The following is a 16,543-nucleotide window of genomic DNA, read 5'->3' as shown; positions in this document are numbered from 1 at the left end:
CAAGAAACACCCCTGTTAAATGAATAAAGTTATTCCGCCTTCTGCTCTGTCTAAGAAGGTAGCTACACCAACTACGTCATCTACAAACTCCGCTAGATCTTCCCTTTTTATTCCGAAGAATTCCATAGTCGTGGAGCAAGCAAATACTTTGACCTCTCCTACTTCTTTAGCTTGTTGAACTAACTGGTGCCACATTGGATACTTCATTTCTTGCATTCTCTTCATCATCATTGGACCCATCTGTTCGTAATTCTTATCTATTGGAGGAGGAGTTTGACTTGTTAAACTTCTCTTTGATATTGCTTGTAACCCCCAGAACGTGAAAAATAAGTTTACCTCGTACCCAGAAGCAGCTGCACCTGAGGTTAATATCCCTACTGGCATCAGTTTATCTATAGTACCGGAGAATACTATTATGGATAGTTTTTTCTTCTTTTCTTCTGCCACCTAAAATCCCCTTTTTAACTTTTTCATTTTTAAGTTATTAAGCTTTTCGCTTTTCATATATTTCAAATATTTCACATTTTAATAAATATATTATGTTAGAATTAACTCACACACTTTATTACTTTTCGTTATGTGTGAACTGACCTCCTTTTCACCTTGGGGCTATCTGTGTCTCCGTTTTACCGCATACCTTTAACATTTGATAAATAAAAAATTTAAGTAAGTTCATTTTAAATTATAGTTGAGTGGGAAGTATGGAACAAGCACAGACTCAAAGTCAAGAGCAGGAACAGAAGAAAAAAGTATTAATTGTAGTTACTCATGGACCCGAAGATCTTGATAGAACGTATGCACCATTATTTATGGCATCTATTGCTGCTTCAATGGAATATGAAACGTCAGTCTTCTTCATGATAAAGGGACCAAAGCTATTAGACAAGAAATGGCAAGAAGAAGAGAGAAAGAAAGGTAACAATCCATTTATACACTTCTTCGACATGGCTAAGGATAACGGAGTTAAAATGTATGTATGCATTCAAAGTCTTAAGGATATGTGCCACATGAAGGAAGATGATGTTGTAGATGGAATTGAATTAGTAGGAGGATCTACGTTAATAGATTTAACAATGGATGCTGATAGAACATTGTTCTTCTGATCAAGCATGGAATATGATGCTGTGATAGTGGGCGGAGGAACCGCTGGCTATGTGGCAGGGAGTGTATTAGCTAGAAGTAGAAAAAAAGTACTAGTAGTAGAGAAGAATAAGTTCGGTGGAGTATGTGTAAACTATGGTTGTGTGCCAAGCATTTTTCTTTACGATGTAACTTTTTTATTAAATAGATTGAGAGAGCTAGGTTTTTATTTAGGATTAAACATAAGTGCAGAGCTTAATGAAAACTTATTTTTTAGGAGGAATGAGATAGTAGAATACTTATCCAATGCTGGTAAAAAATTAATTGAAGACTCAGGAGGAGATACTCTATTTGGAGAGGCTAAAGTTATCTCACCAAATGAAATAGAAGTGGATAGTAAGATAATAAGATTTAAAAAATTAATTATAGCAAGTGGGTCATCTCCTAGTCCACCAGATTTAGAAGGAGTCAATAATGCTATCAATGAAGATGAAGCTGTAAACCTAAATTATGTACCTAACTCTATGATAGTAATAGGCGGAGGATTTGCAGGTGTAGAGATCTCTCAATTCTTTGTAAGACTAGGATCTAATGTGACTCTAGTAACAAGGAGTTCAATTCTTAGATGTGTCCCAGAGGACGCTAGAAAGGTGATTAGAGAGTCATTGGAATTTGATGGGATAGAAATTATAGAAAATACTTTTATCAAAAAAATTGAAAATAAAAAAGTTATAATAAATGATAATAGAGAGATAAATGGAGAAGTAGTAATATATGCCACTGGCAGGAAGCCAAATTTTCCAATAGGAATTGAAAAGTTAGGATTAAACATTTCTCCCAATGGTATTAAAACTGATAAGTTTAGAAGAGCTTTAGAAAACGTTTACGCAATAGGAGACGTGGTAGATAAAACTAATAAGACTGCACACTCTGCAATGTTAGATGCAATAATTGCCTCATTACACATATTAGGAGATAATAGACTGATGAGCGTGATAGACCAATTCAATTTTAAAATACCACAGGTCGTTTATACTGATCCCCAAGTCGGTGTAGTGGGAGATGTGAGGGAAGCAAGGAAATTTGAGACGTTCCCGTTCAATGCTACAACGAGGGCTATAATTGGAGGATTAAGAGAGGGCTACGTTAAAATCGGTGTTAATGATAGGGATGAGATAGTTTTTGGAGAGGTTGTAGGAAAAAATGCAGAGGAGTTAATTAATATCCTCACTATTGCTGTGAATTTAAAACTAAGTGTGGAAAAATTGGCTTTGCTTCCGTTTATTCATCCCTCTTTCTCAGAGGCAATAACTAATTCAGCGAAGAGCTTTTTTGATTTGGATGTGGATAGATATAAGAGTAAGGATGAGCTTAAATGACTACTTAAAGAAGAAGGGTTTTTCGTTAACCAAGCATAACGAGATGGAAAAGGTTGTAATGGATGACTACGAATTTTACATAGCTAATGGCAATACTGTTCTATTACCTATACCCCTACCTACTGGGAAAGAAAGTTTAGATGATTTAGTGAGCATGGGAATCAAATACGCTAGAGCCTCACGAATTGCTCAAGGATTAGGATCACCTTTAGAATATGAACTAAAGGGGTCTATAGTATATGTTATCAAAAAATATGGAAATAGACAAGATTTAGAAAGCGGAATTATTAAGTCATTAGAGGGAATAGAAAGTTTGAGGTATTTCTTATGAGTTACGATTACATTATTAAACAATACTCTTCTGCAATAAAACCTAATGTAAAGATTCTTCAATGTAAGGGAGATGATTTGTTCGATAATATGAAAAGTTTTCTAAATATCGAAAAACTTAACAACTGTGAAAAACCAGTGGTAAAGGTAGTTAAGGATAGTAGAACAATATTTACCTATCATGGACTGCCTATTGTTAACGAACTTTGGCCTTTCCTTAATGCGCTTGTCAGACTTTCTAACGATGTAATTCACTTAGAAGAAAAGGAGTTAGAGTTAGCAAAGCAGATAAGGGGAAACTTAAAACTATTTGTCACTCCAGATTGTACTAAATGTCCAATTACTGCAGAATTTCTCTATCAAGTTGCTCAAGTTAATGAAAACATTAACTTGGAAATATATGATGTAACTGAATATGAAGATGTTAAAGAAAAGTATAGGGTATTAAGTGTACCTAAGATAATTTATAACGATAAAGTAGAAATTCCTGGAACGTTTCCTACGCTAATGATACTTAAGATGATATTGAAAGCTCATCAATAGTAATTGCCTTAACTCCTAATTCTTTAGCTTTTTCTATAACTAATCTATCATTTGCTATTAGTATGGCGTTTAACTCTAATGCTACCATTATAGCCTCTGACTCATAGGAAGGCAAATCATCTACCTTGGGAGGTTTGTGAGAAAACGCTCTAACTGTAACACCATTATCTAAAGCATAATCTATGTCTATATTGTTCTTTATCGCAAATGAAACTCCTAATGTCGTAATTATTAGTTTGTAGTTCTTAGCTACCTTTATAATATCCTTTAATTTCTCGAATGAGCTAGGAGAGATAACTGCAAACATATTAAATATATAAGTTCCAGATATTAAATAATCTAGGGTAGTACTGAATGAGTTTAACAAAAGATCCTATTGAGGAACTCTTAAAACCTGAAAATTTAAGTAGGCTTAGTAAATTATTGGACGCATTACCAGTAATAGAAAAAGTTACTGATAAATTTGTGGAAATGGATAGAAAAGGACAAGTCGATATGATGATGTCCTTATTTGATCAAACTATTTCAATAATAGATGCTGTCCAGAAGGCTGACCTAATAAATGCAATAATATCGTTCGGAATGGACCAACTACCAAAAATACAAGCAATATGGCCAATAGTAGAAAAACTAACAAGCGAGAAGTCTATGGAATTGCTCTCACAATTTGACATTGATTCTATGTTAATGACACTAGAAAAAACCATGCCAGTAATGAAAAAGTTAACGAGTGAAAAAGCCTTAAAGATTTTAGATCAATTGGATATTGACTCACTTATTGATAGTACTTCTAGGTTAGTACCAGTTCTTTCGAAGTTAGCTAATGAAAAAACTGTGAAGGCTATAGAAAGCCTAGACATTGACTCTTTAATTGAATTATTATCGAAAATGGGCCCAAGTCTAAATAAAATAGCAAATATGATGAACGACATGTATAGTAAAGGGCAAATTGACATGCTAATGGGTCTCATGGAACAAGGCATTTCACTTTTAGATGCTGTCCAGAAGGCTGACCTAATAAATGCAATAATATCGTTCGGAATGGACCAACTACCAAAAATACAAGCAATATGGCCAATAGTAGAAAAACTAACAAGCGAGAGAACTCTGAACATCCTACAGAGTATGGATTGGGATGCAATGTTTAACGCAATTGAAGCGTTAACACCTATGATGAAACAGCTAACTAGTGATAAAGCAATTAAAATCATTCAACAGTTTGATATAGCTACGACGCTAAGTGCTGTTGAGGCAAGTATACCAATACTTAAGAAGTTAACAGATGAGAAAACTGTGAAGACGCTATCCCAACTAGACATAGATTCATTAATAACATTGATGAGTAAATTCGCTGAGTTACAGAAAACTGGAATGATGGATAGATTAATTAAATTACTAGATATATTTGCTGATCCACAGTTCATTAATGGTATGATACTAGTAACTGAAAAGTTCTCGCAAGCCTTTAAGGAATGGATTAATCAGATACCAAATGTTAGACCAGTGGGAACTCTAAGCTTACTTAGAGCTGGAAGTGATAAAGATACTGGATACGCAATAGGATTAATGCTAGAGCTAGCTAAACAAGTAGGAAAGACCTTTAAATCTTGAGATCTTATTTTTAATGTCAAATAAAATCTCTTTTTTGCTCGATGTTGGCTCTTCATAGGAGACAATTTTGCCCATTAAGCCTTCTAAAAAATTAACCATACTTAATGCAGACATCTGACCATATCCTCCTCCGCCATATGCAATAATCTTTTTCTTGAACCTCCTCAACTTTAATCCTAAAAGATTATATGAATTAGTAGTAAGATTAAGCGACTTTAACTGATCATCCCTATGACCATCAACTCCAACCACCGCAATTATATATGTTGGATCAAAGCTTTCTAATAAATCTAGTATTTCTAGAGATGCTTCAAAAACATCGTCCCCAGAACCCAGAGGTAAAGGTATATTAATGTTATAATACCTTCCTTCTCGCTCACCTATTTCATCCATCTTGCCGGTTCCGGGGAAGAAATGACCATCGTATGCAAAAATGTTTATCTTGAGAATGGGCTTATCATATAAAATTTGTTGCAATCCATTTCCATGATGGGCATCAACATCAACAATAGCTACTCTCTCTCCTTTTTCATAAAGCTTCAATGCTGTAATAGCTACGTCATTTATAGGGCAAAAGCCCATTGCCTTATTTGGTAACGCGTGATGAAAGCCTCCTAAGGGAATATAGATGCGATCCAGGTATGAAGAATACTTTATCGCTGTGAGGGAAGAGCCCAGAACTAGTAATATATCATCAAAGATCCCCGGATAATGTACAGTATCCCCATCATCTAAGAATCCCAAATAAGGGATCTTGCTAGCCTCTTGAAGTTTATCCACATACTCCTTAGTATGAACAGTAAGTAAATCTTCTATCTTAGCCTTTTCTGGCTTAATTTGGATGAATGAGAGCTTTTCCTTAGCTATCTTTATGAATTCTCTAATCCTCGCTTTCGATAAATCCCTTATCATCGGATGAGAAAACGATATTTCAGTAAATCTTTGATCCCAAATGATTCCTAATAAGGGTTGATAGCTCAATTTCTTCACCTTCCTTTATCTCATTGTTATTAAAAAAGAATCTGATCATAGGGCATCCGCCATATGAGAGAACTATTTCCATAAAGGCGAATCCGCAAATAGGTTTATTTGCTAACACCTTGAATGAAGCCTCCTTTTCCCAGTTTCGCAAAATACCATTTCTGCCCTCGAAGAGGGCATAGGTTTTCCTCTTCATGACTATCCTTCCTAATGATATGCCGTATAGATTTACCGGTTCCTTATAGCCTCCTATTATACCTCCGTAACAAGCGTAAGGTATACTGGCGTTCAAAAGACCATTACAACAACCTAATCCCCTTAGATTACCTGCTTCAGAGAAGTCCTTTATTATTATATCGAAGAAATCCTTTGTCTTGTATTTTACAATGCCTACTTTTGATTCTCTGTATCTCTTAATCTTAGGAAATCGGATCGTTAAACCCTCAACGTGAGCATGAGGAAAATCTCCACCGGTATAAGGAGTCTCTAGGAATTCCCCAAACTTATCTCCCTCTTTAACGTAATCACCTTTTTGGAAATATGGTAAAACGTGCAATATTTTTATCTTTCTACCTTTGTCATCATGAATCAACGTGAGATAGTCATAGTTTATCTTAGAAAACTTATTAGGTCTACCTATTTCAAACTTGATTATATCAACAATCTCTCCACTAATCGGTGAGTAAAAGGTTTTGAAATCTGGTGATGATATATCTATTGCCTTTACCCTAACATGAGAGGGAAATCCACTCGTGAAGTAACTAATAAGGGATTTATTGCATATAAACATTAAATACTTCCCCATAAAAAATCTAACAAAAATCCTTTTTATTTAATTAATATCTTAACTAAAGTATCTAATTTAGATGCTTTGATTGAACTTATAACTTGTTGTCTATTAGGGTACCATGGTATGTTCTTCAGAACCTTACCAGGTCTCTCATTCGAATATGGTCTATTACATCCTGGGCAACCACTAGTCATGAAGGCTGGAGCTATTTCGTCAAGGGTTAAGTCTTTAGGTAAATCAATGTCTATTACTTCTCCTTTTTCGTTGAATTTAAATGAATCGATAGTTACTAAATCATTTTCTATTAGCCACCTCGCTATTTGCATTCTTCTGTACACACTAACTGGTACTGGTCTCTTCTTTTCCATTGGTGTTCCAGACTCTGGATAAAATGCAAATAGCGATATTTTAGCCCCTCTTTCATGAGCGTACCACATCAATTCCACCGCTTCCCTTTCTGTCTCTCCTAAGCCTATTATTAAATGGATCCCAGCGTTTTTCTTGCCGAACACTTCTACAGCTTCATCAATAGCTTTTAAATAACGTTCCCAAGAATGCATACTCCTAGCCTTCTTCCCTCTTAACTCATCAAATACTCTTTTACTAGCAGCGTCAATTGCAACGTCTATCATATCAGCTCCATACTTCCTCATTTCTATCATGTGATGTTTAAAAGTGTAGGTTGCCGTTACTAATTCTGATATTTGTAATTCTATTCCAGCTTCTCTTATTCTCTTAGTTATTTCAATAGCATCAGGAGAAGCTCTAGGATGAGCTAATTGTCCTACACATATCCTTTGTAAACCGTAATCTGGATTTCCTTGTCTTTCCTTTATTCTTTGTATAACTTGATTTAATGGCCTTAACGGCCATTCCACTCTAATTAATGTTTTACATTCCGGTCCGTTAGCTACTTCTCTGGCTTGGCCACAATATAAGCAATTAGCCTTGCAACCATCAGGATAATATTGTAGTAAGTTTATAGTAGTGTTTAGTGCTCCCTTTAAGAAGACACCGGGTGAAAAGCCTAATACCATATCTGCTCCAAAACTTAATCTTACCCAATCTGGACTTGAGACCAGACGAAGACTCATGAGTTGATCACCTCCATTAAGTCTAAAATTACATTACCACAACACGCATGACTCAAAAAAACCTTTCTCTTGTTTCTTGCGTATTCGAAAGTTTCATCTTCTGGAAAAGCTATCCCATCAATATCATAATCAACAGCAAATTTTTCTACATCTAAGTAATGTTTTCCTCTAGGCCTTGCACAACCTAAGTTAATCGGAATATCATTGAACAAGTCTCTAGCTACTTTAAGTCCTCTTATCATGTCATCTGGAGATGGCTGTCTAGAGTTTACCATCTTCGTGCCCACTAACGGCATTAGTCCTACAATTATTAAGGCATCTGGGTTAACCTCTTTAAGAAGCCTTATTGCTTCAAGATCACCTTCTATACCTTTCTTGCTTAACCCTATTATTACGTGCGGGGCTACTCTGATTCCAACCTTTTTAAGATATCTGAAAGAGTTTAAATAATCGTCAACTGTAAAAGGTTGTCCTAAGACACTATTAATGGTTTCATTATCGCCTACCATATCAAGTAGTGCGATTTTCACACCACTTTCTTTAAATTTTTGTGCTATTTCTTCATTCTTTATAACGCCAGTATGAGCAATAATAGTTAATCTATCTGAATATTTGCTTAATAATTTCGAATATTTCCATATGGGAACATCTCCTCTCGAAGTAGAACCACCCGACAGTATTATTCCCTTGTCACCTCTTGCTATTGCTTTCGATAACTCCTCTTCTATCTTATATAAATTAGAACCATCTATCATGGATTCTAATACCCTTCTCCCGCAATGCTTACAATTAAAAGCACAATAAGTTCCGGTTACGGAAATTGCTTTCCAACCATTGCTAGACGATAAATACTCAGACTCATATCTTTTCAGATTTGGAGCATATAGAAAAAGTGGCCTCATTGCAAAGCACCTTTAATCAAGTCAATTAAGTCTCTCGCAGTAATTCCTAATAGATTAACATTTTTGAACCATTCATTTACCTCTCCTTCTATATCTTCAACCCTCGACCACTTAAGCCTAGCCTCTAAATCGTTTATTGCAGTTTTAGGCTCTATGAAGAAATCACCTGTAATTAATACTGATTCTATTAGCTTTTCACCAGCCAGTTTGACTTGAATTCTTACTAATCCGCCTGGCAGTTTCTTTTCTACATATTTAATATCGTCTCCTACTAAAGGTTTTCTTAAGTTATATATCCACTCTGGGGAAGAGTACTTTGTTGCCAATTTCTCAATTAACTCTTTTTCATCTTCCGTATAGATAGAGTCTCTTAACTCTATACCTAAGGCTTCGGAAAAGCCTTCTCTAGCATATGCAATTAGATCTTGCATATCGATTTTTGAATTTAATTCTCTATTTATCCATGTAATTCTATCCTTAAAGTCTTTGGCTAATTTATCCTTTAATTTCTCTGATGTTAATCTCAAGACTGATACCATTGCGTCAACATCAAAATCTAATAGAATAGTCCCAGTTACTGCAATGTATTTCCCTTCTGAAAAAGCACCTATTCCGGATACCTTTTTACCATTTATTTCTACGTCATTTTTAGGTCTGAAATTTGCCTTAATTTTAAGCTTATCTAAAGTCCTTATTACACCGTCTGCACATCTTCTCATGGCAACATCTGGGGTTTCTCCTAAAATTGACTTTTCAGCATAGATTTCCCAGCCTAATTGCCATGGTCCCATTACTATAGCTCCCCCACCAGTGGGTCTTCTCCCTACTTCCCATCCCCTCTTCTTTACTTCTTCCAAATTCACCTCCTGCTCTACCGCTTGATGATAGCCTATTAGCACCGCAGGGGGATCAAATATAACAAATCTTAAAATGGGTTTTTCATGAATAGAGAGTGAAGTTAATAGAGCTTCTTCTCCAGCTAATATATAAGCTTGGCTATTTCTCTCAATTAGAAACCTAAATTCTTTCATTTAGGTTAGTTTTAATTAACTTAATATAAAAACTTATCTTTAAAAAACATTCAAATGTGTTTAGGCGTTAAAAAATAGATTTAAAGCCACGAGATAGTATAATAAAATATGTCATCAAATGTTAATGAAGAGGAGTTAATTAAGGAAATTCTCCTTAAATATAAAAATATAGCAACCATAGGGTTCTCAAAAGATCCATCTAAACCAGCTTTTCAAGTTCCAAAATTTTTAATGGAACATGGTTATAATGTAATACCAGTAAATCCTTCAACTAATGAGATCTTAGGTAAGAAATCTTATCCATCGATCCTTGACGTACCAGATAAGGTCGAGGTAGTAGAAATCTTTAGACCTTCTAGTGAAATACCAAAAATTGTTGATCAAATTTTAGAAAGGGTGAAGAGAGTAGGAGATGTAAAAGTTATCTGGATGCAGGAAGGGATAAGACATGATGAGAGTGCTGAAAAGGCTAGAAAAATGGGGTTAATAGTCATTCAAGATAGATGTATGTACAAGGAATATATGAAAAAAATACAGAGAGTATAAATAATCCTCCTCCAGAATCATCGTTAAATAATAGTTAAAGTTTTAATAGTAGAAAATAAAAATATAATTTGATGAGCATAGATACACAAGAAGAGGAAAAAGAAATTATAATAGGATCTCCAGACAGTAAAGAAATAGTAAGGTGTTGCTATAAGATATCAGATACTGACGTAGATTGCTTATTTAAACTAATTGAGATAAATAAACCAATATCCGCTGAAGAATTTGCTTCATTAATGAAGTTGAGTAAAACTACAATCGAGAATAGTCTAAAGAAGTTGATTGAGTTAGGATTAGTTGTTAGAACCAAGATTGCTGATGATACTAAAAGAATAGGAAGACCAAAATATGTTTATAGCGTCATACAAGACGTAAGGAACAAAATAAAACAAGATCTTAAAAACTGTGCCACAAGAATCTTATCAACAGCTTCCGGTTAGTTCCACTTTTTTATTGGGCTTATCCATTGACGATTTTTCCTTTTTAATCTGCATCGAAAATATACCATTAGCTTGCTTATCTTCTAGTACTTGGCAATTCATCAACTTCATCGCCTCTAGAATCATTTCCCTGCATTTTGGATCCTTATATCTTATTTTTAGCTCTCCACTATCCATTTTCATTAACTTTGCAACTACCTTCATAAAGGGTTCGGGACATTCTAATGAAGTTAGGTCTAGTTCTTCGACCATGATAAGTAGAGTTAAACGTTATAAATATAAAAATTTATTTCTTAACTACAATGAAAGTTATCTGCCCAGTTTGTAATAGATTATTTGAGGCTGAGTGCACACCATATAAACAAGAGTATAATAAGATCACGTATTATTTTGATACGGAAATATGTATGCTAGCCTTCATGAAAGAGCCAGATAGATTTGTATATAATTGTAAAAGTGAAAAATAATTAAAAACATCTTATTTCTTTAATTCCTGCGGTATTACGGACGAGAATATATCAGCACAGTATTTGAAGTCACTAGAGATTTTTTCAGATATCTTATCGGGATCCATCGGCTTATAAATATACCTAGGTCTTCCACCCTTAGATGAAGAATCCTTCACTCTCTCCACGAAGCCCAGTGACACAAGTTTATTTACTGATCTGTTTATGGATGCTTTGCTTAAATGGAGCATTTCTGCTAGCTGATCTTCAGTCTTTGCACCACTGTTTAGTAAAGTCTTTAGAACTTGGAAGTCTGTATCTGAGATATCATAGCAAAAACTTAATGCATCTACTAATCCTACTTCCTTCCCAGATGGAAGTCTTACTCTTATATTCTCTACTTGCATATGAATATATCAGTAAAAACGTATATATAAATCTTTCCTTATTTTAGCAAAAAAAGTTAACGTGATTTTTGCAAAACTAACCCCATACACCTTTATTTATATCATCTATTTTAGTAGCTAAAGCTATTTGAAAATATCTAAAGACTTCTATAACAAACTTAATACTGTTCTCGTCATCTAACTGCTGGATTTTATTAATTAGATCACTTATAAATCTACTCATATCATTGTAAGTAGACTTCTCCATCTCATATTGGTTTAAATCTAAAATTTTCCTAATTTCTTCTTTACTTTTAGCTTGTTTTAGCCTCTCATACATCTTTAATACCACACCTTTACCTTCCTTTCCAAATAGAGCATCTTGAGGATTTCTTAACCATCTAGCATAGGTGCTAGCAATTTTCTTAGCTTCATTCTCAATTGACATAACAAAACATATGTTTACGAAAATAAAAACTTAATTGTGTCATTTCTAAATTTATTAAACAATTATTACTGCAAGATCTTTAACCTTTTAAGCGAAAAATAAGCCTTCAATAAATCTTCAGAATAAATAAAAGGTGAATATTTCGAACAATCCCTATTTCTCTTCACGCATACTATTTTAATTCTAGAATCATAAAATCTAGCCGATAACAGATCTAATGGAGAAGAGCAGATAGTAACAACATCTAAGGGATCCCATTTCGTTAGACTAAATAATAATTTATATGGTTCAGGGGATGGCTTAGTTTTTCCTTGATTATAAATCACATACTTAGGTTCTAAACGGATACGAGATATAACATCTTCTGTAGTAAACTTATCATAGGGGGAAAGAATAGCCATATCATAAATTGACAAATACTTATTAACCTCTGACCAATCCTTATTTACGCTATAAGAAACTGGCAAGGTCGATAAGCTCATACCTTTATACTGATTGTATAGATGATCTGTTAAATCTATGTCTAAAATAACACCGTCCAACCAAATAGCTAGATTTACCATTAATAAAGTTTGATTAAATAAAGTTTATAAGCTTAAATATATTTAAAAATAATTATGAAGGTTCTAGGTTTCAATTTCCCAGATGATCTATTATACGATACAGAGAAGCACGTCTGGATTAGGATCGAGAACGATAATGTTATAAGTATAGGTATAACGGATCTAGGTCAATATATGGCGGGAAAGATATTTCAAGTAACTGTGAAGAATAAAGGCGAAAAGATTAGTAGCAGAACTATAATATTTTCCTTGGAAAGCGCTAAATGGGTAGGGAAAATTAGATTGCCAATAGAAGGAGAAGTACTTGACGTTAATGATAAGGTAATAAAGGATCCCTCATTACTTAACCAAAGCCCTTATGATAATTGGATAGTTAAAGTAAAGGTAGATGATGTATCTACGGTTAAAAACAAGTTCAAAACAATAAATGAAGCATACAAACAGTTCGAAGAAGAGGCTAAGAGAATTGCCAGATGATAAAGATAAGTTACTTAAAGCATTAGATAAATTTGATAGATTTCACATATATCTCGCAGGCATAAGGGAAAACTGCCTATTACTAGTGTCAGATGTTGAATTGCCTAAGGAGATAGAAGTAGATGGGCAAGTATTTACAATACTTCATTATAAGCCTGAGGAGTATTTACAAGAGGTGATAAAGAGAGAGGAGGAATTGTTTAGACGATATAAAGTCTACTATTTTGTGAAATCTTACATGAGAAGAATTTTAGATACGTTAGCATATGCAGAAGTAGAGAGGATGAGCTTGGATAATGACACTTTTAATCCCTAGACCAATTATTTTTTAATGATGAGTAAAACACTAGGGAGATTAATGATATCAAACCAACAAAAATCCACAGATATGTATAAGAGAATATTTCAATAAATAATGGAGACACTAAAGAAGCCAATATTCCGCTTGATTGCCAAAATAAGTTTGATATACCGGTTACACTACCTGACTTCTCCTTACCCCCTTCCAAAGCTAATATAGTAGAGTTAGCTGGTGTTATCATGAACCTGAAGAATCCTATACATATGGCAATCAATCCAAGGTAAATTATGTTAAACGTTATAGAAATCATTACTATAGAGAAGCTATAAAATATGATAGAAAATACTACTGTCTTCTTAAGACCTATTTTATTTATTAAGTATCCAGATAAAATAGTAGATAAAATTCCTGCTAATGCCGTAAATGAGTATACTAATCCTGACAGATAAGCGTTTCTTATAACATCTAACAAATACTTGTAAAGATATAATACAAGAATCCAATATGAGAGGAAGAATAAAAATCCACCTATTGCGATAAAAATTATACTCTTATTAGATATTAGCGTTTTAATCTCTATTCTTTGCGAGTGGACTTTTATAGAAGGCAAAAAGAATGCTGATAGGATAGCCAGAGTAATCGATAATATAGCTATAAAGTAAAAAGGGGTTCCCCAACTAAATCTTAAAGCTAAGAAAGTGATTATAATGCCAGATGCTACAATCGATGTAGGCCATGCCAGACTATATATGCTCATAGCAAGAGGCAAATCTTTACCGGAAAAGGTATTGCTCAAAATTTTGATCGTTATTGGATAAATCCATCCTGAGGAAAAACCCATGAAGAAACTTGTTATATATTCAATCATAAGAGAGACATAATAAGCTGAGACTACAGATGTTATTGTAATTCCAACTAAGGAGAGGACTATCAGCGACTTAGCTGATAAATAGTCTGACAGTATTCCAGCCGGTAATTGAGCTAGAATATATCCCGTGAAGAATAGGGCAAAAATTATGCTATTCGAAATTAGTGAGGATTTGAACGGAGAGAGCGGTGCAATTATTGACCAAGAGACTCTAGAAAAGTATGATAAAAAGAAAGATGTAGATGATAAGAGTATGATTGTCTTACCTTTCATAATCTTAGATATAACATTTAAACAAAAATAGATAACTATACATAGTGAGGAAGAGGTAAGATGAATTGAATTTTTACTAATTATAAATTAATATATGAATAACATTTGTACATATTTGTGTGTAAATGTATATGTGAATATATATGGCTTTTTTAAGCAACTAAGTTAAATCTATAGATGGTGGAAACAAAAATGGCGGAAAAAGTCAGGTTCCCTGATGGGAGAGAAGTAGAGGTAGACGACTTTATAGCTTTCATGTATGGACTCTCCAAGAGCGACATAGAAGTTCTACACGTGTTATTAGCTAATGGCAAAATGACAACTGATGAGCTGGCTGAGAAATTAAATGTAACAAAAGCTTCGATAAGCAAAGCACTAAATAATTTATTAGACAAGGGATTAATTGAGAGAGAGAAAGCTATTAGTGATAAAGAGGAAAAGAAAGGCAGACCAAACTACATCTATTGGGTAGAAAAGGAAAGATTATACAGAAAACTAGAATCAGATCTAGAAAAATTAGCCGGTGCGATGAAACAAACCTTGCAGAAGACTGCAGCATTAGAAATAGTAATTTAAAATTTTTCTAAAAATAACGCCTTTATTGAACTTCTTTAAATTAAATATGTACCTTTTATGACGTTTACTGTTGAGTATTCTGATTTTCCGTTTTCTCTTCTGACTTCTCTTCAGTCTGCTTTTTCTCCTCTTTTTTAGTTTCTTTCTTTGGCTTCTTAATCCTCTCTACACCTATTTCAAAGAAATATTTGACGCCATTTCCCTCACATTGCTTCGTGATCAAATTCTCTGACCTATTTAAAGGTGTACATTTAACGTCAGCTTCTTTAACTAATTCATCAATAAATTTCCTCGCATTAATTAATTCTCTGAAGTTCCTTTCTATTGTTATAGTATCTTTACCAGTTCTCTCAACTTTTGCCTTCAAATGATATTTCACGACTTTCATGGTAAAAGATGAATTCGTATAAGCTTATAAATCTGATTTCCTATATTGTTCTGTGCTACCAGTTATCACTACAAGTGGGATTGTATCTCTAGTTGTAGCATTTCTATTAGGACTACTAATAGGTCTTCTAGTAAGAAAAGTTATAGCAGTAGGTCTTATACTACTAGCAATAGTACTTATCCTCTTAGCTGTTGGATACATAACACCAAACCAAATTGTTACATTCCTACATAGCGTAAGTAGCCAATTGCCATCTATCTTATCAAAGGCAAACGCATTGAAAGGAATAATTCCCTACGATTCACTAGTATTCATAATTGGCTTCGTAATAGGTATAATAAAAGGATGACTACTTTAGAATATTAATAATATCTTGAAGTTTTTGCCTTAATTCGTCAATCTCCTTTTTTAGCATCTCGTTCTCTTGAACTATTCCTTTATACCTTTTTTCACACTCCTCCTCTGGAATATATCTTGTAATCCTTACGTTAGTAAAAGTGAGTTTATTAGCTTGTTCGTCGTATTCAGCATCAACCAGTATTCTAATAACGTCGAGCTTACCTAGCCTCATTTCTTCAACGATTTTATGATATAATTGTTTATTTAACTCACTTACATCCCTAACAATAACATCTTTCGGAGCTACTCTACTGAATGCTACTAAAGCAACTCTTCTTAACTTATCAGCATATCTCGCAGCTATAATTAGCCCGGTACTTAATTCAAACTTGTTTTTACCTAAAGCTGAAATCCTGCTCTGAGTATGTTCATATTCTTCCGCTCTCTCAATATCACGATTAAAATCTTCTGTCATACATTTACTATTTATAGTAATTAGAAATATAAACCTTTCACATATTCTTTACGTTTTCAAAAACATGCCATTCAGAAAGAGAGCCATTGAGATAAATGTGATGGATACTCAGTTCCTCCACGCGTTAAAAAGGCTTGCCCTCTTTTATCAAGTTTTAAATAATTTCTCATGGGAATTCACGTAAAATTTAGACTATATCCCTAATAACATCGACAATGATAAAACTTTAAGAATAGAGTTTTTAATAATTATCCAAACTAAGAGAGCTTTTAAAAC

At 33.9% G+C, this 16,543-nt stretch carries 25 protein-coding genes and 1 pseudogene; 12 read left to right on the top strand and 14 right to left on the bottom strand.

The genetic code is table 11. The features are described from left to right. Nucleotides 1-15: 15 nt before the first annotated feature. A complete protein-coding gene (locus DMP16_RS03435) occupies nt 16-447 on the bottom strand; it encodes a DsrE/DsrF/DrsH-like family protein (protein WP_069281496.1) in 432 nt (143 codons plus the stop codon). Nucleotides 448-701: 254 nt separating this feature from the next. On the opposite strand from DMP16_RS03435, the gene DMP16_RS03430 reads away from it, so the two are divergent. The 4 genes from DMP16_RS03430 to DMP16_RS03415 are packed head-to-tail and all read left to right on the top strand — an operon-like array spanning nt 702 to nt 3,332. Further along, a complete protein-coding gene (locus tag DMP16_RS03430; protein ID WP_069281498.1) occupies nt 702-1,103 on the top strand; it encodes a DsrE family protein in 402 nt (133 codons plus the stop codon). A 6-nt stretch (nt 1,104-1,109) separates the two neighbouring features. Next, nucleotides 1,110-2,459 carry an NAD(P)/FAD-dependent oxidoreductase gene (locus DMP16_RS03425; RefSeq protein WP_069281500.1) on the top strand — a complete coding sequence of 450 codons (1,350 nt, stop codon included), beginning with the start codon at nt 1,110-1,112 and terminating at the stop codon, nt 2,457-2,459. Beyond that, nucleotides 2,422-2,790, top strand: a complete 369-nt coding sequence (locus tag DMP16_RS03420) for a hypothetical protein (RefSeq protein WP_069281502.1) — start codon at nt 2,422-2,424, stop codon at nt 2,788-2,790. The genes DMP16_RS03425 and DMP16_RS03420 overlap by 38 nt, the downstream gene beginning before the upstream one ends. Next, nucleotides 2,787-3,332, top strand: a complete 546-nt coding sequence (locus DMP16_RS03415; protein WP_069281503.1) for a thioredoxin family protein — start codon at nt 2,787-2,789, stop codon at nt 3,330-3,332. The genes DMP16_RS03420 and DMP16_RS03415 overlap by 4 nt, the downstream gene beginning before the upstream one ends. Here the strand turns inward: DMP16_RS03415 and DMP16_RS03410 are convergent. Continuing rightward, nucleotides 3,304-3,639 (bottom strand): hypothetical protein, encoded by a 336-nt coding sequence (locus DMP16_RS03410; protein ID WP_069284515.1) that lies wholly within the window; start codon nt 3,637-3,639, stop codon nt 3,304-3,306. The two genes, DMP16_RS03415 and DMP16_RS03410, sit on opposite strands and share 29 nt — an antisense overlap. 47 nt (nt 3,640-3,686) lie before the next feature. On the opposite strand from DMP16_RS03410, the gene DMP16_RS03405 reads away from it, so the two are divergent. Then, nucleotides 3,687-4,943 carry a DUF1641 domain-containing protein gene (locus DMP16_RS03405; protein WP_069281504.1) on the top strand — a complete coding sequence of 419 codons (1,257 nt, stop codon included), beginning with the start codon at nt 3,687-3,689 and terminating at the stop codon, nt 4,941-4,943. Here the strand turns inward: DMP16_RS03405 and DMP16_RS03400 are convergent. Genes DMP16_RS03400 through DMP16_RS03380 form a run of 5 tightly spaced genes read right to left on the bottom strand, consistent with a single transcriptional unit; the run spans nt 4,908 to nt 9,741 of the window. Continuing rightward, nucleotides 4,908-5,924 carry a histone deacetylase family protein gene (locus tag DMP16_RS03400; protein ID WP_231961205.1) on the bottom strand — a complete coding sequence of 339 codons (1,017 nt, stop codon included), beginning with the start codon at nt 5,922-5,924 and terminating at the stop codon, nt 4,908-4,910. The two genes, DMP16_RS03405 and DMP16_RS03400, sit on opposite strands and share 36 nt — an antisense overlap. Beyond that, nucleotides 5,875-6,714 (bottom strand): hypothetical protein, encoded by an 840-nt coding sequence (locus DMP16_RS03395; protein ID WP_069284514.1) that lies wholly within the window; start codon nt 6,712-6,714, stop codon nt 5,875-5,877. The genes DMP16_RS03400 and DMP16_RS03395 overlap by 50 nt, the downstream gene beginning before the upstream one ends. Before the next feature lie 38 nt (nt 6,715-6,752). After that, complete coding sequence (locus DMP16_RS03390; protein WP_069281506.1) at nt 6,753-7,808, bottom strand: radical SAM protein; 1,056 nt, start codon at nt 7,806-7,808, stop codon at nt 6,753-6,755. Next, entirely contained in the window at nt 7,805-8,710 is a 906-nt protein-coding gene (locus DMP16_RS03385; protein WP_069281507.1) for a radical SAM protein, read from the bottom strand. Before DMP16_RS03385 ends, DMP16_RS03390 begins: the two co-directional genes overlap by 4 nt. Then, entirely contained in the window at nt 8,707-9,741 is a 1,035-nt protein-coding gene (locus tag DMP16_RS03380; RefSeq protein WP_069281509.1) for a biotin/lipoate A/B protein ligase family protein, read from the bottom strand. The genes DMP16_RS03385 and DMP16_RS03380 overlap by 4 nt, the downstream gene beginning before the upstream one ends. A gap of 108 nt (nt 9,742-9,849) precedes the next feature. Between DMP16_RS03380 and DMP16_RS03375 the strand changes: the two are divergent. Together DMP16_RS03375 and DMP16_RS03370 are read left to right on the top strand one after the other, a co-directional pair. Continuing rightward, nucleotides 9,850-10,325, top strand: a pseudogene (locus tag DMP16_RS03375) (CoA-binding protein). Between the two features lie 33 nt (nt 10,326-10,358). Then, nucleotides 10,359-10,727, top strand: a complete 369-nt coding sequence (locus DMP16_RS03370; protein ID WP_069281513.1) for a helix-turn-helix domain-containing protein — start codon at nt 10,359-10,361, stop codon at nt 10,725-10,727. On the opposite strand, the gene DMP16_RS03365 is transcribed toward DMP16_RS03370, so the two are convergent. Continuing rightward, nucleotides 10,710-10,979, bottom strand: a complete 270-nt coding sequence (locus DMP16_RS03365; protein ID WP_143576893.1) for a sulfurtransferase TusA family protein — start codon at nt 10,977-10,979, stop codon at nt 10,710-10,712. The two genes, DMP16_RS03370 and DMP16_RS03365, sit on opposite strands and share 18 nt — an antisense overlap. A gap of 50 nt (nt 10,980-11,029) precedes the next feature. On the opposite strand from DMP16_RS03365, the gene DMP16_RS10870 reads away from it, so the two are divergent. After that, on the top strand, nt 11,030-11,194 hold the full coding sequence (locus tag DMP16_RS10870; protein WP_185957805.1) for a hypothetical protein: 165 nt from the start codon (nt 11,030-11,032) through the stop codon (nt 11,192-11,194). A gap of 11 nt (nt 11,195-11,205) precedes the next feature. Here DMP16_RS10870 and lrs14 read toward each other — a convergent pair whose 3' ends face one another. The 3 genes from lrs14 to DMP16_RS03350 form a co-directional block, all read right to left on the bottom strand. Then, a complete protein-coding gene (gene lrs14 / locus DMP16_RS03360) occupies nt 11,206-11,580 on the bottom strand; it encodes an HTH-type transcriptional regulator Lrs14 (RefSeq protein WP_069281516.1) in 375 nt (124 codons plus the stop codon). A gap of 76 nt (nt 11,581-11,656) precedes the next feature. After that, nucleotides 11,657-12,007: a hypothetical protein gene (locus tag DMP16_RS03355; protein ID WP_069281517.1), complete on the bottom strand. Its 351-nt coding sequence runs from the start codon at nt 12,005-12,007 to the stop codon at nt 11,657-11,659. A 65-nt stretch (nt 12,008-12,072) separates the two neighbouring features. Then, nucleotides 12,073-12,570, bottom strand: a complete 498-nt coding sequence (locus DMP16_RS03350) for a hypothetical protein (RefSeq protein ID WP_069281518.1) — start codon at nt 12,568-12,570, stop codon at nt 12,073-12,075. A 54-nt stretch (nt 12,571-12,624) separates the two neighbouring features. Here DMP16_RS03350 and DMP16_RS03345 point away from each other — a divergent pair, with 54 nt between their 5' ends. Beyond that, nucleotides 12,625-13,047 carry a glycine cleavage system protein H gene (locus DMP16_RS03345; RefSeq protein ID WP_069281519.1) on the top strand — a complete coding sequence of 141 codons (423 nt, stop codon included), beginning with the start codon at nt 12,625-12,627 and terminating at the stop codon, nt 13,045-13,047. Further along, nucleotides 13,037-13,363: a hypothetical protein gene (locus tag DMP16_RS03340; protein ID WP_069281521.1), complete on the top strand. Its 327-nt coding sequence runs from the start codon at nt 13,037-13,039 to the stop codon at nt 13,361-13,363. The genes DMP16_RS03345 and DMP16_RS03340 overlap by 11 nt, the downstream gene beginning before the upstream one ends. Here the strand turns inward: DMP16_RS03340 and DMP16_RS03335 are convergent. Then, nucleotides 13,353-14,489 (bottom strand): MFS transporter, encoded by a 1,137-nt coding sequence (locus tag DMP16_RS03335; protein ID WP_069281523.1) that lies wholly within the window; start codon nt 14,487-14,489, stop codon nt 13,353-13,355. The two genes, DMP16_RS03340 and DMP16_RS03335, sit on opposite strands and share 11 nt — an antisense overlap. A 192-nt stretch (nt 14,490-14,681) precedes the next feature. On the opposite strand from DMP16_RS03335, the gene DMP16_RS03330 reads away from it, so the two are divergent. Further along, complete coding sequence (locus DMP16_RS03330) at nt 14,682-15,065, top strand: helix-turn-helix domain-containing protein (RefSeq protein ID WP_069284516.1); 384 nt, start codon at nt 14,682-14,684, stop codon at nt 15,063-15,065. A 64-nt stretch (nt 15,066-15,129) separates the two neighbouring features. On the opposite strand, the gene DMP16_RS03325 is transcribed toward DMP16_RS03330, so the two are convergent. After that, nucleotides 15,130-15,453 (bottom strand): hypothetical protein, encoded by a 324-nt coding sequence (locus tag DMP16_RS03325; protein ID WP_069281525.1) that lies wholly within the window; start codon nt 15,451-15,453, stop codon nt 15,130-15,132. 52 nt (nt 15,454-15,505) lie between these two features. Here DMP16_RS03325 and DMP16_RS03320 point away from each other — a divergent pair, with 52 nt between their 5' ends. Further along, entirely contained in the window at nt 15,506-15,802 is a 297-nt protein-coding gene (locus DMP16_RS03320) for a hypothetical protein (protein ID WP_069281527.1), read from the top strand. On the opposite strand, the gene DMP16_RS03315 is transcribed toward DMP16_RS03320, so the two are convergent. Then, nucleotides 15,803-16,267 (bottom strand): single- stranded DNA-binding family protein, encoded by a 465-nt coding sequence (locus DMP16_RS03315; RefSeq protein ID WP_069281529.1) that lies wholly within the window; start codon nt 16,265-16,267, stop codon nt 15,803-15,805. It abuts the gene before it with no gap. Between the last annotated feature and the right edge of the window lie 276 nt (nt 16,268-16,543).

Origin of the sequence: Sulfolobus sp. B1, assembly GCF_007050195.1 — an archaeon.
Taxonomy (GTDB): Archaea; Thermoproteota; Thermoprotei_A; order Sulfolobales; family Sulfolobaceae; genus Saccharolobus.
This window is presented reverse-complemented; position numbering and strand designations above follow the sequence as displayed.

What these genes read in the sequence shown, in the direction of transcription:
- DMP16_RS03315 (WP_069281529.1), bottom strand. Translation starts at nt 16,267, where the DNA reads ATGACAGAAGATTTTAATCGTGATATTGAGAGAGCGGAAGAATATGAA.
- DMP16_RS03350 (WP_069281518.1), bottom strand. Translation starts at nt 12,570, where the DNA reads ATGGTAAATCTAGCTATTTGGTTGGACGGTGTTATTTTAGACATAGAT.
- DMP16_RS03385 (WP_069281507.1), bottom strand. Translation starts at nt 8,710, where the DNA reads ATGAGGCCACTTTTTCTATATGCTCCAAATCTGAAAAGATATGAGTCT.
- DMP16_RS03355 (WP_069281517.1), bottom strand. Translation starts at nt 12,007, where the DNA reads ATGTCAATTGAGAATGAAGCTAAGAAAATTGCTAGCACCTATGCTAGA.
- DMP16_RS03330 (WP_069284516.1), top strand. Translation starts at nt 14,682, where the DNA reads ATGGCGGAAAAAGTCAGGTTCCCTGATGGGAGAGAAGTAGAGGTAGAC.
- DMP16_RS03415 (WP_069281503.1), top strand. Translation starts at nt 2,787, where the DNA reads ATGAGTTACGATTACATTATTAAACAATACTCTTCTGCAATAAAACCT.
- DMP16_RS03395 (WP_069284514.1), bottom strand. Translation starts at nt 6,714, where the DNA reads ATGTTTATATGCAATAAATCCCTTATTAGTTACTTCACGAGTGGATTT.
- DMP16_RS03430 (WP_069281498.1), top strand. Translation starts at nt 702, where the DNA reads ATGGAACAAGCACAGACTCAAAGTCAAGAGCAGGAACAGAAGAAAAAA.
- DMP16_RS03420 (WP_069281502.1), top strand. Translation starts at nt 2,422, where the DNA reads ATGTGGATAGATATAAGAGTAAGGATGAGCTTAAATGACTACTTAAAG.
- DMP16_RS03405 (WP_069281504.1), top strand. Translation starts at nt 3,687, where the DNA reads ATGAGTTTAACAAAAGATCCTATTGAGGAACTCTTAAAACCTGAAAAT.
- DMP16_RS03335 (WP_069281523.1), bottom strand. Translation starts at nt 14,489, where the DNA reads ATGAAAGGTAAGACAATCATACTCTTATCATCTACATCTTTCTTTTTA.
- lrs14 (WP_069281516.1), bottom strand. Translation starts at nt 11,580, where the DNA reads ATGCAAGTAGAGAATATAAGAGTAAGACTTCCATCTGGGAAGGAAGTA.
- DMP16_RS10870 (WP_185957805.1), top strand. Translation starts at nt 11,030, where the DNA reads ATGAAAGTTATCTGCCCAGTTTGTAATAGATTATTTGAGGCTGAGTGC.
- DMP16_RS03345 (WP_069281519.1), top strand. Translation starts at nt 12,625, where the DNA reads ATGAAGGTTCTAGGTTTCAATTTCCCAGATGATCTATTATACGATACA.
- DMP16_RS03425 (WP_069281500.1), top strand. Translation starts at nt 1,110, where the DNA reads ATGGAATATGATGCTGTGATAGTGGGCGGAGGAACCGCTGGCTATGTG.
- DMP16_RS03380 (WP_069281509.1), bottom strand. Translation starts at nt 9,741, where the DNA reads ATGAAAGAATTTAGGTTTCTAATTGAGAGAAATAGCCAAGCTTATATA.
- DMP16_RS03325 (WP_069281525.1), bottom strand. Translation starts at nt 15,453, where the DNA reads ATGAAAGTCGTGAAATATCATTTGAAGGCAAAAGTTGAGAGAACTGGT.
- DMP16_RS03390 (WP_069281506.1), bottom strand. Translation starts at nt 7,808, where the DNA reads ATGAGTCTTCGTCTGGTCTCAAGTCCAGATTGGGTAAGATTAAGTTTT.
- DMP16_RS03370 (WP_069281513.1), top strand. Translation starts at nt 10,359, where the DNA reads ATGAGCATAGATACACAAGAAGAGGAAAAAGAAATTATAATAGGATCT.
- DMP16_RS03410 (WP_069284515.1), bottom strand. Translation starts at nt 3,639, where the DNA reads ATGTTTGCAGTTATCTCTCCTAGCTCATTCGAGAAATTAAAGGATATT.
- DMP16_RS03365 (WP_143576893.1), bottom strand. Translation starts at nt 10,979, where the DNA reads ATGGTCGAAGAACTAGACCTAACTTCATTAGAATGTCCCGAACCCTTT.